Source organism: Acinetobacter sp. CIP 64.2 (assembly GCF_000369645.1).
Lineage (GTDB): Bacteria > Pseudomonadota > Gammaproteobacteria > Pseudomonadales > Moraxellaceae > Acinetobacter.
The window spans coordinates 256,908-271,372 of the sequence record NZ_KB850120.1; the positions used below are offsets into that span (position 1 = coordinate 256,908).

Below are 14,465 nucleotides of genomic sequence, written 5' to 3' on the forward strand. Positions count from 1 at the left end.
GCGGGGCTTTATATGTCTTTTCGTTTAAATCAGCGTATCCATGCGATTGAGCAGCATACGCAGAAAAATCGTATTCAATTGTCATTGCAGTGGTCAGTCATCGCGATTGCCTTAAGCACTGCCGTTTTGAGTCCATCCATTGCAGCAGAGACGTTGCTTGATGCCAATCAACCACCAAGCAAGGTGGTACAACGTAACCTGAGCTTTGAGCAAGTGTTGCAAGATGTTAAACAACATCAGGCAAGCATGGGGGTATGGCAAACCCAGCAGGGGATTGCCGAGGCCAATGTCAAACAAGCCGCTTTATGGGCAAACCCAAGTGTCTCTATCCAGCAAACGGATTTCAGGTCTGGTAAGGATAAAGAGCTTGAATTTGGTGTGTCGCAAAAACTGGATGTTTTTGGCCAACGCCGTGCTGCGGTCAAACTCGCCGATGTGCAAGCGACCCAAGTGGGGCTTAATCAGGCGCTTTACGACGCGCAGCTAGAGCTCGCTGTCAAATATCTTTGGTCACAAGTGGTGATTTTAGAGCTTGAGCATGATGTGGTACAGGCACAGTTAAAAACCAGTCAGGCGACTTTAGATGCGACACGTTTAAGACTGAAAGCAGGCAGTATCGCACAGGTCGATTTAGACCGTACGTTAATGGCACATATTGAGAATCAGCGTTTATTTCAGCAAACCGAACTGGCTTTAGCCACAGCAAAGCGTCAGTTGGCAAATTTGTGGGGCAGTACCGACAATCGCTACTCCGCTGAAATGGCCAATGCTTGGCCGCAGCAACAAGATTTGCAAAGCTATTTGCAGGACAATTTATTTGAGCGTGCAATTCAGCTCGATATTGTGCGACAAAAAGCCAATATTGATTATTTAAAAGCATCCAACCGCCCGAATCCAACGATCAATCTGGGCATGGTGCAAAGTAAAAGTGCAGATACAAACTCCACGGATAACAAGTTCAGAGTGGGTGTCGAGATTCCTTTGAATATTTTTAACCGTCAGCAATATTCTCTGCGGATTGCCAACGCCAAACAAGATTTGCTGGTCAAACAGCAGCAGTTTTACAAACAGCAAAACTTAAATGCCATTCAGACACTTACCGCTGAATTGATGGGTTTGAAACAACAGTTTGATTTGGTCAACCAACGGCAAATTCCACTGTCTGAAAGCGTACAAGAAAAAATGTTGCTGGGTTTTAAAGTGGGTAAATATGCCATTACCGATGTGCAGCAAGCCACCATGCAATTGCAAGATCAGCGTTTAAATAAAGTGCAATTGCTGAAAAGTGCATGGCAAAAACAAATTGAAGCGGAGAGTTTAGCACTCGGTATTGAGCCAAGTGTTGTGAGCTCAACAGATGCTTTAAACCAGATTAATCAAACCCTTTGGAAAGATACCAATAACCTTCCCACTGTAGTAGGAGCAGAATAATGTCGACAAATAAAGCTAAAAAACAGTGGTTTTGGGTCATTCTGGTTGTCATTGTTGGCTTAGTCCTCAGCGCATTACTATTTTTTACTGGCAAGAACAAAGCTGGTGGTGATGCCGCTAGTGCGGGCGATAGTCATGCAGAGGGTGAGGAAGGGCATGCAGAAGGTGAGGCAGGCAATGGCAAGACAAGTGAGGAAGGCAGTTTAAATCTAAGCCCTAAACAGATGACTGAATATGGCGTTAAACTGGCTCAGGTGGGTGTTGGCGAGGTGGGTCAGCAATTTGCCTATCCTGCGAAATTGGTAACCAATACCGATCAACAAGCGCATGTTTCAGCAACCTTTGCTGGACGTGTAGAAAGCGTCAATGCAGTGTTGGGTCAACAGGTCAAGAAAGGGCAGGTGTTAGCCACCTTATTCATTCCGGATTTAGTCGATCAACAAGCCAATTTAAGTATTGCGCAGCAAGCGTTAACGCTTGCCCAACAAGACTATCAGCGTGAAAAACAACTCTGGGAACAAGGTGTTTCGGCACGTCAGGATTATCAACGTGCCTACAATGCCTATCGTCAGGCGCAGATTCAGGTACAGGCTGCACGAAGCCGTCTATCTGCCTTGGGTGCATCCAGTGGCAGTCAGGGGCGCTATGTCTTGACCGCACCGTTAAGTGGGGTGGTGAGCCTGAAAGATATTGTGGTTGGTGAGCAAATTACTGCAGATAAGCAGCTCTTTGTGATTGATCAGCTGGATCAACTCTGGATTGAATTTATTTTACCGAGCGTGAATAACATCAATGTCCAACCCGATCAGCAGATCGAGTTTAAATCACTGCAAACCAATAATAGCTTTAAAGCACAAATTCAGACCTTAACCACAGCAGCAGATACGCAAACGGGTCGTTTGCAGGTACGTGCCAAAGTGTTAACGCCTGCCAAAGAATTACGACCAAACTTAATGGTGAATGTGCTGCTAGATGGCACCGATAAAAAACCTGTGTTGCGGGTTGCCAAAGCCGCGATTCAGCAGATCGACGGCAAAGCCACGGTTTTTGTGGCCAAGCAAGAAAAAGACCAAATGCATTTCACGCCAACACCTGTTCAGCTCGGCAGTTATTCAAGTGATGGGCAATGGGTGGAAATTCAATCTGGCCTGACTGAAAAGCAACAGTATGTTAGTCAAGGCAGTTTCCTTTTGAAATCTGAGATCGAGAAAGGAGAGGCCGAGCATGGACACTAAGGATAATTTGGGGCTTCCGCCTGCGGAAGGCCTATTTGATCGGATTATTCAGTTTTCAATCCGCAATGCGATCTGGGTCATGCTGTTTGTGGTGGCATGGATCGGGGTTGGGATTTATAGCTATCAGAAGCTTTCGATTGATGCCGTCCCTGACATTACCAATGTTCAGGTACAAATTAATAGTCAGGCTGGTGGCTTTACTGCGCCTGAAGTTGAGCAACGGATTACCTATCCGATTGAAAATGCCATGTCTGGTATTCCAAATCTGGAACAGACCCGCTCAATCTCACGCTATGGCTTATCGCAAGTCACGGTGATTTTTAAAGATGGGACCGATATTTATTGGGCGCGTCAGCTGATTAATCAGCGCTTGCAGGAAGCCAAGAGTGCTTTGCCAGATGATATTGACCCGCAAATGTCACCGATTTCAACCGGTCTGGGGGAGATTTATCAATGGGTAGTCAAGGCGGAACCGAATGCGAAAAAAGCAGATGGGACGCCGTATCAAGCCATGGATTTGCGTGAAATTCAGGACTGGATTATTCGTCCTCAATTACAGCGAGTGCCAGGTGTTGCAGAAATTAATACCATCGGGGGATATAACAAGACCTATGTGGTTTCTCCTGATTTAAAACGTTTGCAACAACTGCAAATTCCGTTATCCGATTTGCAAACGGTGCTGACCGAAAATAATGAAAACCGCGGTGCGGGTTTTATTGAAGAAAATGGTCAACAGCTCACCGTGCGTATTCCAGGTATGCTGAAAACCGTACAAGATATTGAAAACGTGACGGTTAGTACCAAAAATGGTTTGCCGATCCGTGTTGCTGATGTCGCAACCGTTTCGATTGGCCATGATTTGAGAACTGGCGGTGCGACCTATAACGGTGAAGAAACGGTACTGGGCATTGCCATGATGATGATGGGCGAGAACAGTAAATCGATCGCTCAGGCACTCGACAGCAAAGTGCAGGAAATCAAACGCTCATTGCCTGAAGGGGTGGTGATTGAAACTGTTTACAACCGTAGTAATTTAGTGGATAAGGCCATTAAAACGGTAGCCAAAAACCTGATTGAAGGTGCAATCCTGGTGATTGTGATTCTGTTTGTGTTCTTGGGGAACTTCCGTGCCGCATTAATTACCGCCTGTATTATTCCTTTGTCGATGTTGTTTACCCTGACGGGGATGGCGGAACAGAAAATCAGTGCCAACCTGATGAGTCTCGGGGCACTGGATTTCGGGATTATCGTCGATGGTGCGGTGGTGATTGTTGAAAACTGTATTCGACGGCTAGCCGAAGCACAACATCATAAGGGGCGATTGCTGACCCGTTCTGAACGTTTCACCGAAGTTTTCTTGGCAGCGAAACAAGCGCGACGTCCACTGATTTTTGGACAAATCATTATTATGGTGGTGTATTTACCGATCTTTGCGTTGGCTGGTGTGGAAGCAAAAATGTTCCATCCTATGGCAATGACGGTGGTGTTGGCCTTGATCGGTGCCATTATTTTATCAGTGACCTTTGTCCCTGCGGCAGTGGCTTTATTTGTTACTGGTGAAGTGAAAGAGAAAGAAAGTCGCTGGATGGCGGCATTAAAGCGCAATTATGAGGCCTTATTGGATAAAGCCTATGCTTTCCGTTATGTCGTGATAGCAGGAGCAGTCACGATTTTAGTCTTAACTGCTGCAATCGGCTCGCGCGTCGGCAGCGAGTTTGCACCACAACTGAGTGAGGGTGACTTTGCCTTGCAGTTGATGCGTGCGCCGAGTACCGGGATTGAAGAGTCACTCAAAATTCAGGAAAGCGTTGAGAAGCAATTACTCGCAGAATTTCCTGAAATCAAAGCGATTTTTGCACGGACAGGGACCGCAGAGGTGGCAACGGATGTGATGCCACCAAACATTTCCGATGCTGTGGTGCTGTTAAAGCCGCGTGATCAGTGGCCAGACAAGTCGGAAACCATCGATGACCTTCGGACTCGAATGTTGGCTTATGTGGAGAAAATCCCGGGCAATAACAGTGAGTTTTCACAACCGATTGAACTACGTTTTAATGAATTAATTTCAGGTGTGCGCAGTGATATTGGGGTGAAGGTGTTTGGTGATGATATGCAGGTCTTGAATCAAGAGGCTGAAAAAGTTGCTCAAACCCTGAGAACCATCACGGGTTCGAGCGAAGTTAAAGTCGAGCAGACGGACGGTTTACCGTTACTGAATGTCGATATTGACCATGCACTGGCGGCGCAATATGGCTTGTCGGTGAAATCGATCCAAGATTTGGTTGCTGCAAGTATTGGTGGTCAAAGTGTCGGGCAGATTTTACAGGGCGACCGCCGTTTCGATTTTGTCGTACGTTTAGATGATGTGATGCGTACGCCACAACAATTGGCCATGTTACCGATCCAACTCCCGAATGGCGGATTAATCAAATTGCAAGACGTTGCAAAAGTGGAAAACATTTTAGGCTTGGCTCAGGTCAGTCGTGAGAATGGGAAACGCCGTGTCGTGGTGACCACCAACGTTCGAGATCGCGATTTAGGCTCGTTTGTGGGTGAGATGCAACAGAAGTTATCACAGCAAAAATTACCAAGCGGTTATTGGCTGGGTTATGGTGGGCAATTTGAAAATCTTGCCTCGGCTAAAGCCAGAATGCAGATTGTGGTGCCATTGGCCTTGTTGATGATCTTTATTCTGTTGATGGCTGTGTTTAACAATTTTAAAGAAAGTTTGTTGGTGTTTAGTGGTGTACCGTTTGCGCTGTCGGGTGGATTGGTGGCGCTGTGGCTACGTGATATCCCATTGTCCATGTCCGCAGGGGTGGGGTTTATTGCCCTTTCGGGTGTTGCAGTATTAAATGGTTTGGTGATGCTCAGCTTTATTAAAGAGCTGCGGGCACAATATGATGTTCATTATGCTACCTGGCATGGCGCGATATTGCGTTTACGTCCCGTTCTGATGACTGCTTTTGTTGCATCGCTTGGTTTTATTCCGATGGCGATCGCTACAGGTACGGGTGCAGAAGTACAGCGTCCACTGGCAACCGTGGTGATTGGTGGGATTATTTCATCCACCTTGCTGACCTTACTGATCCTGCCCGTGGTATATCGTTGGATGAATGAAGCGAAACAGAGCAAACATCAGGAAAGTGCAATTTAATCCGTTTATGTTATCTTCTTAATGAAGCACTTGATTAAGAAGAATCTGAACCAGCCAAAGCGATTTTCGCTTTGGCTGACGGTAAGACTGCAACAGGTCTTGCTTTGATAATGATAAAAGGAGTCCTACATGAGTGGACATCAAGGGCATGACCATAGTCATGCAGCAGTCACAGAAGGTAATATCAAAAAACTCACCATTGCGCTGATACTGACTTCAACCTTCTTGGTGGTTGAAGTGGTCGCAGGTTTAATAACGCAAAGTTTAGCCTTACTGTCCGATGCAGCGCATATGTTTACCGATGCCGCTGCGTTGGCAATTGCGTTGGTGGCGATTAAAATTGCCAAACGTCCAGCGGATAACAAGCGCACATTTGGCTATCAGCGTTTTGAGATTCTGGCAGCATTGTTTAATGCGTCGATGTTGTTCTTTGTGGCCATGTATATCCTGTACGAAGCGTATCAGCGCTTTACGCAACCGCCTGAAATTCAAAGTGTTGGTATGTTGATTGTGGCGAGCTTGGGTCTGATTATTAATCTCATTTCCATGAAGCTGTTAATGTCCAGCGCGGCAGAAAGCCTGAATATGAAAGGTGCATATCTGGAAGTGTTGAGTGATGCACTGGGTTCAGTCGCTGTCATCGTGGGTGCGGTGATTATCTATTACACCAACTGGTACTGGGTTGATACCATTCTTGCGGTCGCGATTGGTTTTTGGGTCTTACCGAGAACATGGATTCTGCTCAAGCAAAGCATCAATATTTTATTGGAAGGCGTGCCTGAAGAAGTGGATATTGAAAAGCTCAGAAATGATTTACTGGCGTTAGAGGGTGTTGAAAGTATCCATCAGTTGAAGGTCTGGGCAATTACCTCAAAGAATATTCATTTGACTGTTCATCTGTTCGCACCAAATGCTGATCGTAATCAGTTACATCGTGCTGCAACCGAAATGTTATCGCATGAGCATGGCATTGCTGAGGTGACTTTACAGATTGAAGATGATGCAGAAATCAACTGTCAGCATACCCATCAACATGCTGAAAAAGCTGAACAAGATCTTTCACATCAGCATTAAGCTGATGTGAATCTCTATCTAAATATTTATTAGTTCTGCCATTCATGATTGCAGTCACGGCATTTCCAATATTTCTGTGCCTGCATAAATGCTTGCATTGAAATTTTAAAATCAGGTAGATCACGCCAGAACAGAACACCTGCAATGACACAGATTGCAAAGACGACAACCGTCGCAATTTGCAGGCCTTGTCCCGCACCATTGCCAAAAATCCACATGCCAACGCTGATCAGCACCAAGAGCAATAAAATAAAAATTGCTGGAACTAAAAGCACCAAACTTTTAGGTACATTCGGACGGGGGCTGTTCATCCCTTGACTGACAGGCATGATTTTTGCGCTTTGACATTTGGGGCAACGATATTGCATAGAGAATTCCTATTCGGTTTTGTTCATTTTAACGAAAATTATGTGAAAGCAAAAATCCTGAGCCTTTCAAATACATAAATTTACTTATTTTTATTGTTTATCGTACTCCAGCGTCAAGCATCGTATTGGCTTTACAAGCGCTGCGACAGCTCGTCTAAAGCCATTCGCAAAAGCAGGGGCAGTCTGCTAAGTTGCAACTTGAGCAGGCTGAAGAATGCGAAAGGAAGCGCATGTTACCCACCAAGATTCTCAAATTGCGTTTAGCGCGTATTCAGAAGGGAAAAGAACATCTGTCAGCTCAAGAGAAGCTCATGCTGGTGACGATGCAAAGTCCTGACCTCAGTGCGCATTTTCTGTTACGTTTATTTAAAGTGGTTTTACCCAAACAATGGCAATTCAGGCATGAGAATGCGGAAGACATGCTCTATGCTGACCAATTGATTCAGCTGATTGAAGATGAGTTAATGAGTGCTTATGAGTCGCATGCGCGTAAATATGCATGGTATGAGCAGTGTTTGGTCTATAGACTGAATTTCATTGTGAAACAGCCGAATCAGCAACACATCAATGGCTATCTGCGTCAGTTGGATCGCTGTCTGGATCAACAACCGAAAATTGATCTCTTGCATTATTTCCAACAACATTATCCGAGTGCACAACATGCGATTGCACTGGCCAAAGCTTATGCCGGGGCGACGCAATACACGCAAGCGATTGAATACTATGAATGGGCAGCACAACAATCGCAACAACGCAATGAAAGCGCTTTTTATGCTTATATTGATTGTTTATTAAGTCGCAATCAGCCTGAATACCAGCCCCAACTGAGTGATGTTGAATATGCGCTGTATTTGTTGTTGCATCATCTGAAGCCGATTGACCAAAAAAATCAGAACCAACGATTACAACGTGCAGTCAGCTTATTATTACCCAAGTCCATTCTGCAAACACGGACATCAAATCCCCCTCTGCTGGCCGATTTGGGGCGTGGTCTAAATTCACTGGGAAAATCCTTAAATAGCATTTTGGGTGTTAAGCAAGTGCATCTTCCTTTTAGTCAGGAGGTGATTGCAACTGCACCACAGCTTTTAACCGGGCAGAGTGTGTTTACGAGCTTGCATCAGCAAAATACGATGCAAGCCGCATGGCAGCATCTGCTGGCGCAAGGTATGAGCAGTACAGGGCAAGCCGATCTACCGCTAACTTGTTTATGGCAAGCCATCCAACAGAATGCAGAGATTTTGTGCTTATTACAGCACCCTGTTCAATATGCGGTATTGCTTGATCAACTGAGCCAGACTGATTCGGAACCAAAGCGAGATTTTGATTTAGGTCATATTCAGATCATCTTGGAACAAGGTTTGATGAGCTATTTAGGTGATATTCGTTTGAATAAACGGCATCCTGAACGGAATGCACTTTATATGCAACGAGATGTGGTTGTTCAAGATATGATTGCTTTGGCATTCTGGTTTAATCAGGAGGTTTTAAGTCCTCATCTGCAACAACAGACTCAACAGCTTCGCCAGGTTCAAGGATTGTTGAGACAATTGGATGCATCTGCTTTAATCAGTCATTTATTTGCATTGCAGTTTGAAATGCATAAACGTGTGCACGATCTCGCTGACTGGATGATGCTAAAACTGGTTAAAGGTAGTCAGTTTGAGCAAATGCAAGCCGCATGGGTGGCTTTACGTGAATTATCGAATTTCGGTGTTGGGCAAGAGCAAGTACGGCAGTTGGGATCGATTTTAGAACAGTATAAAGTGCTGCGTTTAGAGCAAATTCAGATGCTTGGCTCTGACGATAGACAAGCATCTATTCAGGTTGATGAACCATAGAATTTTATCTAAAACTGCTGTTGGTCTGATGTGGCAAATAATTTGAAGCGATGCAACAAAAATACGCAAATCACAGCGCAGAGCATGCTAATCTACAGAAAAATATCTAATAAGTTCAGAAAGCAGATTGATGCTCATAAGAAATGAGTCTGTAAGAAAGGGAAGAGGGAGAGCATCTTGAATCGACAAGATGATAAAAAGGCGATGTTCGATATAATGCCGGCTGATGCGGAAGTTTCTGCCGAGAAACCATCATTATCACGTCGACTGATTAATAAAACATTGCAGCATGCACAGGATGCGGTGGAATTTGCCAGTGATACGTCGCGCAATATTGCGGGTGTGGCAGATGCAGCACTCGATGCCCTGGATCATGTCACACATCATACCAAGCGTGGTGTCGAAGGAGTGCGCAATACCGTACGAGATATGGTATCGGAGACCAGTGAAGCAGCACGTCAGGTGGCTTTGGCCATGGCAAGAGCCTCTTTGGGCAAAAGTAGTCTGACCTTGTATCTACCCGAAATGTTGCTCAATAATCAAATTCGCAAGCGAATGGATCGTAGCGAAATTGATGACATTAAAATTGAATGTGGGAATGACCGTTTCCATATTGAATTGGATGGGCATTATCGCCGTTTTCTATATCGTCTTTCACTTGAATTTAATGTCTTGGAATGTCGTATCGGACAAGAAAAATATTTACGTTTACGACAGGTTGATGAGCATCTTGATTTGCAAATCCGTCATGGCGGAACCCTGACCAATTGGGCAGCACGTCGTGTTGGCAATGTCAGTTTTGAATTAATTAACTCCTTACCAATTCCGTTTTTGATTAATCATCTGATCCGTGATGTGCCTGGCATTCAAAAAGAAGGGCATCGCTTATGGTATATTGATCTGGAAGAAGCAGGCTTTATTGATTTCATTAATAACCGCTCATGGATGGTGGATAAGTTATTAAACCTGACTGATTTTAGTATTTTACCGGGCTTAAATATCTTGCAAGAAAGCCGTGAGCTGGTCCAGCAACTGGTGGATCAATTCGAGATCCGTGGGCTGCGTGTACAGTCTGGACGATTGGAAGTTCAGGTCGGGATTGGAACTGAATAGGCAATAAAAAAGCCACTGTCAATGCAGTGGCTTTTTCAGAATTTGGCGTCCCTACGGGGATTCGAACCCCGGTTACCGCCGTGAAAGGGCGATGTCCTAGGCCTCTAGACGATAGGGACATATCTGAGGAAGTTTACCTGAGCGGTATATGTAATACATACTGATCGCTAGGCCTAAATTCTTGGCAAAGATTTAATTCTTTGCTTTTCCTCGAATTTAGTGGCGTCCCTACGGGGATTCGAACCCCGGTTACCGCCGTGAAAGGGCGATGTCCTAGGCCTCTAGACGATAGGGACGTTTCAGAGGTGGGCGTATATTAGGGTGAATCGGGTGGGGTGTCAAACACTTTTCTCAAGAAAATCTAAAAAAAGTGGATAAGTGTTTAAAAATAAAACATCTTGTGGAATAAATAATCAAAAATAAGCAGTTAAGTAAAAATGTTGAGAAAATAATGTGTTTAAAAGGTAAAAAAAAAATGCAGCTAAAGCTGCATTTTTTGAGGGTTGTTTATTTACGATCACGATAAAAAACATAATGGCTTAAATAGCAGGCTGCGATAAACAGCAAGCAGCCAATAAAGCCCGCCTGCATTTCAGGGTCTGCAGCCATACTCAAACCGGTAATGAAACAGAAGACAAAGCCTAAAATTGGCACAATCGGGTAAAGCGGTGCAGCAAATTTTAAATCTTTTGCTGAATGACCGGCCTTATACCACTGACGTCTAAAGTTAAACTGACTCCAGCAGATACTCATCCACACAATGACCATTGTGAAGGCTGCAACACCTAATAGATTTTTGAAAATTGTTTCAGGCGCAAAGTGTTCGGATAACAGGCCGGGAATCGCACCAAACATCGTGACGACCAGTGCAATCACAGGCGTACCACGTTTTGATAAACGGGAGAATACACTTGGTAGCTGGCGTTGATCGGACAAAGACCACATCATACGTGATGCCGCATACAGTCCTGAGTTTGCAGCCGAAAGAAGTGCGGTAATAATCACGAAACGGATAATGTCATCGGCATAAGGAATACCAATGTAGTTAAATACCGTCACAAAAGGACTGCTACTCACGCCTTCACCACCTAAGCCTGCAACTTGGAACGGCAGTAGGGCACTGATCACAATGATGGTACCGACAAAGAAAATTAATAGACGCCAGATCGCTGCATTGATGGCTTTAGGCACGTTTTCAGCAGGGTCTTTGGTTTCACCTGCAGCAACCCCAATCAATTCTGTGCCCGAGAAAGCAAAGTTGACAATCAGCATGGTGGTAAAGATGGGGATCAGGCCTTGCGGGAACCAACCGTGCGCGGTCAGATTGTGGAACAGCGGGGCTGACTCGTAACCATTAAATGAGATCAAACCAAAAATCGCCAATAAGCCTAAAATAATGAAGGCTATGACGGTGACGACTTTAACTAAGGCTAGCCAGAATTCCGACTCAGCAAACATTCGGGTCGAGGTCAGATTTAAGCCTAAGATGGTCACGGCAAAGATGATGGTCCAAACCCACATTGAAATATCAGGGAACCATTCCTGCATCAACAGGGCTGCAGCAGTAAATTCGGTGCCTAAGGTCGCGGTCCACGTGAGCCAGTAGACCCAGGAAATCATATAACCTGTGCCTGGACCAATATATTTTTGAGCGTATGCACCAAAAGATCCAGCAACAGGCATATGTACTGCAAGTTCACCTAAACAGAGCATGACCATGTAAGCAATTAAACCACCTAGGATATAGGCAATAATTGCACCCACAGGGCCAGTTTGAGCGATAACTTCACCAGAACCTAAAAATAAACCTGTACCAATTGCACCGCCTAAAGAAAGCATCACTAAATGGCGAGTGCTCATTGCACGTTTTAAAGTTTTTGATTCTGAATGCGTATTCGAGTTGGAAGATTGCATACGACAATTTGTCCAAGCATAGAGAAGCGGCTATTTTATGGAAAATTCGGAAATGTGCAATCTGATTGAAGAAGATTGTGATAAAAATATAATTATTAGCGTAAAGAATATGGCGTCCCTACGGGGATTCGAACCCCGGTTACCGCCGTGAAAGGGCGATGTCCTAGGCCTCTAGACGATAGGGACAGATGAGGCAACACACGAATGAGCGAAATATAGCGTTTATCTCGATAACGTATTACGATTTCGAGATTCTGGTGGAGCCAAGCAGGATCGAACTGCTGACCTCTACAATGCCATTGTAGCGCTCTACCAACTGAGCTATGACCCCAGAATGTGTGAGCGCAATATTAGGGGGAATGCGCTCACACGTCAATCATTAAACTGAATTAAGTCTCACTATTTGCATCATTTTTCGGCAGTTTTAGTGATTCATTGAGCTTTTCCCAAACTTTCAGTTCTTTCTTGCTTGGTGCACCCACCAGTTCTAAGGCATGACGGAGACGTGCAAAGGTCAAATCTGGACCCAGCGTTACCATGGATTGCATTACTGGGGTGGAGCTGGTTGATCCAGCAATCGCAATAAAGAAAGCAGGCATGAAATCACGTAATTTGATTTCCATCTGGTTGGACAGATCCATCAAGGTTTGACTGACAGTTTCATTGTTCCACGTGAACTGGCTTTCTAAACGCCAGATTGCAAACTGTAAGCTTTGACGCACTTGTTCTTCCGTCAACTTCTTGCTTTCAAACTGTTCTTTGCTGATTTGCGGCATATGGTTGAAGTAGAAACCTGCCCAATTCACGGCTTCAGAGAGTAAGTTGATACGTGGCTGAATCGCAGCAGCAATATCTTCAAGCGTTTGGCGGTCACTTTTCCATGCCAATAAACGATCCAGCAATTGACCTGGTGTCAACCCTTTGATCCACTGACCATTGAGCCAGTTGAGTTTCTCAACATCAAAGATCGGTCCGCCGAGTGAAACACGTTGTACGTCAAAGTGTTCAATCATGTCATTTAAGGTAAACACTTCACGTTCATCCGGCATTGACCAACCCATACGACCGAGGTAATTCAACAAGGCTTCAGGCAGGACGCCGATATCACGATAGTAGTTGATTGAGGTCGGATTTTTACGTTTAGACAGTTTTGACTTGTCCGGGTTACGTAAGAGTGGCATGTGACATAAGGTTGGCATGTCCCAACCGAAGTATTGATACAGCAACTGGTGTTTTGGTGCAGAGGGTAACCATTCTTCGCCACGTAATACATGGGTGATTTCCATTAAATGGTCATCGACCACATTGGCAAGGTGGTAGGTAGGCAAGCCATCTGTTTTTAACAATACTTGCATATCTACTTGTGCCCATGGAATTTCCACTTCGCCACGCAGCAGGTCGTTAATTTTACAAATCCCTTCTTCAGGTACTTTCATGCGAATCACATGCGGTTCACCCGCAGAGAGGCGACGTTGTACTTCTTCTTGTGAGAGTTTTAAACCACGACCATCATATTTTGGTGTTTCGCCACGTGCCTGTTGTTCTGCACGCATTTGATCAAGTTCTTCTGCGGTTGCGAAGCAATAAAAAGCATGGCCTTTTTCAACTAGTTCCAAAGCGTATTGCTTATAAATGCCCATACGTTCCGATTGGCGATAAGGCGCATGTGGGCCCCCCACATCTGGACCTTCTGACCAATTTAATCCCAACCAACGTAAAGAATCTAAAATCATCTTTTCAGATTCAGGTGTTGAGCGAAGTTGATCCGTATCTTCAATACGTAAAATAAACTCACCGCCGTGCTGTTTGGCAAAACATAGATTAAATAACGCAATATAAGCTGTGCCTACATGTGGAAAACCAGTAGGAGAAGGCGCAATACGGGTACGAACTTTCATAAATGATCGGAGCTAAAATTTAAATTAAAATGATTATAACGAAAAAGCCTAGTCACGGCATGACTAGGCTTGATTTAAATATGTGAAGGGGCACATATTTAACGATTAAGAAGTATGGGGTTGGAATATGGTCTGAACGAAACGGGAAAAACGTTCATGCTGACTAGCAAAGAATGTTTGTGTTGGCGTTGTGCGAATCGTATTCAGCATTTTTAACTCGTCATCTGATGACGGTAACATACTGGTATTGCGTTTTTGCTGATCAAGCGCTTTAACAATCAGGCTAGAAGACGATTTATCAATCGTTCTTATGTTACTGCTTTCTTTAATTGCTGCCGCATGCCCCAGTTGAACAGAACATGCTAAAAACAAGCTGAAGCATAGTGTTTTTTTCAATTCTAATGCTCGCATTGCTCACACCCCTTTATGACTTT

General features: G+C 44.6%; 10 protein-coding genes and 4 tRNA genes. 6 read left to right on the forward strand and 8 right to left on the reverse strand.

Annotation, left to right across the window (positions count from 1 at the left end):
* The first annotated feature begins 12 nt into the window (after positions 1-12).
* The 4 genes from F895_RS17485 to F895_RS17470 all read left to right on the forward strand — a co-directional run bounded on the left by F895_RS17485 (position 13) and on the right by F895_RS17470 (position 6,897).
* Positions 13-1,431: a TolC family protein gene (locus F895_RS17485; RefSeq protein ID WP_005238334.1), complete on the forward strand. Its 1,419-nt coding sequence runs from the start codon at positions 13-15 to the stop codon at positions 1,429-1,431.
* Positions 1,431-2,666: an efflux RND transporter periplasmic adaptor subunit gene (locus tag F895_RS17480; protein WP_005238335.1), complete on the forward strand. Its 1,236-nt coding sequence runs from the start codon at positions 1,431-1,433 to the stop codon at positions 2,664-2,666. The genes F895_RS17485 and F895_RS17480 overlap by 1 nt, the downstream gene beginning before the upstream one ends.
* Positions 2,656-5,823, forward strand: coding sequence for an efflux RND transporter permease subunit (locus tag F895_RS17475; protein ID WP_005238336.1), 3,168 nt, complete (start codon positions 2,656-2,658; stop codon positions 5,821-5,823). Before F895_RS17480 ends, F895_RS17475 begins: the two co-directional genes overlap by 11 nt.
* Positions 5,824-5,952: 129 nt before the next feature.
* Complete coding sequence (locus F895_RS17470; RefSeq protein ID WP_005238338.1) at positions 5,953-6,897, forward strand: cation diffusion facilitator family transporter; 945 nt, start codon at positions 5,953-5,955, stop codon at positions 6,895-6,897.
* 29 nt (positions 6,898-6,926) lie between these two features.
* Here the strand turns inward: F895_RS17470 and F895_RS17465 are convergent, their stop codons facing one another.
* Positions 6,927-7,265 carry a zinc-ribbon domain-containing protein gene (locus tag F895_RS17465; RefSeq protein WP_005238340.1) on the reverse strand — a complete coding sequence of 113 codons (339 nt, stop codon included), beginning with the start codon at positions 7,263-7,265 and terminating at the stop codon, positions 6,927-6,929.
* A gap of 230 nt (positions 7,266-7,495) precedes the next feature.
* Between F895_RS17465 and F895_RS17460 the strand changes: the two genes are divergently transcribed.
* Both F895_RS17460 and F895_RS17455 read left to right on the forward strand, forming a co-directional pair.
* Positions 7,496-9,106, forward strand: coding sequence for a hypothetical protein (locus tag F895_RS17460; RefSeq protein WP_005238342.1), 1,611 nt, complete (start codon positions 7,496-7,498; stop codon positions 9,104-9,106).
* A gap of 177 nt (positions 9,107-9,283) precedes the next feature.
* The gene (locus tag F895_RS17455; protein ID WP_004657391.1) at positions 9,284-10,219 is read left to right on the forward strand and encodes a hypothetical protein; all 936 of its coding nucleotides are present in this window, start codon (positions 9,284-9,286) and stop codon (positions 10,217-10,219) included.
* Between the two features lie 43 nt (positions 10,220-10,262).
* Here F895_RS17455 and F895_RS17450 read toward each other — a convergent pair.
* The 7 genes from F895_RS17450 to F895_RS17420 form a co-directional block, all read right to left on the reverse strand.
* A tRNA-Glu gene (locus tag F895_RS17450) sits at positions 10,263-10,338 on the reverse strand.
* A 101-nt stretch (positions 10,339-10,439) separates the two neighbouring features.
* Positions 10,440-10,515 (reverse strand) — tRNA-Glu (locus F895_RS17445).
* A 211-nt stretch (positions 10,516-10,726) separates the two neighbouring features.
* Positions 10,727-12,133, reverse strand: coding sequence for an amino acid permease (locus F895_RS17440; RefSeq protein ID WP_005238344.1), 1,407 nt, complete (start codon positions 12,131-12,133; stop codon positions 10,727-10,729).
* Between the two features lie 110 nt (positions 12,134-12,243).
* Positions 12,244-12,319: transfer RNA gene (locus tag F895_RS17435), tRNA-Glu, on the reverse strand.
* Positions 12,320-12,388: 69 nt separating this feature from the next.
* Positions 12,389-12,464 (reverse strand) — tRNA-Ala (locus tag F895_RS17430).
* A 58-nt stretch (positions 12,465-12,522) separates the two neighbouring features.
* Positions 12,523-14,031, reverse strand: a complete 1,509-nt coding sequence (gene gltX, locus F895_RS17425; RefSeq protein ID WP_005238345.1) for a glutamate--tRNA ligase — start codon at positions 14,029-14,031, stop codon at positions 12,523-12,525.
* Between the two features lie 105 nt (positions 14,032-14,136).
* Positions 14,137-14,442: a hypothetical protein gene (locus F895_RS17420; RefSeq protein WP_005238346.1), complete on the reverse strand. Its 306-nt coding sequence runs from the start codon at positions 14,440-14,442 to the stop codon at positions 14,137-14,139.
* Between the last annotated feature and the right edge of the window lie 23 nt (positions 14,443-14,465).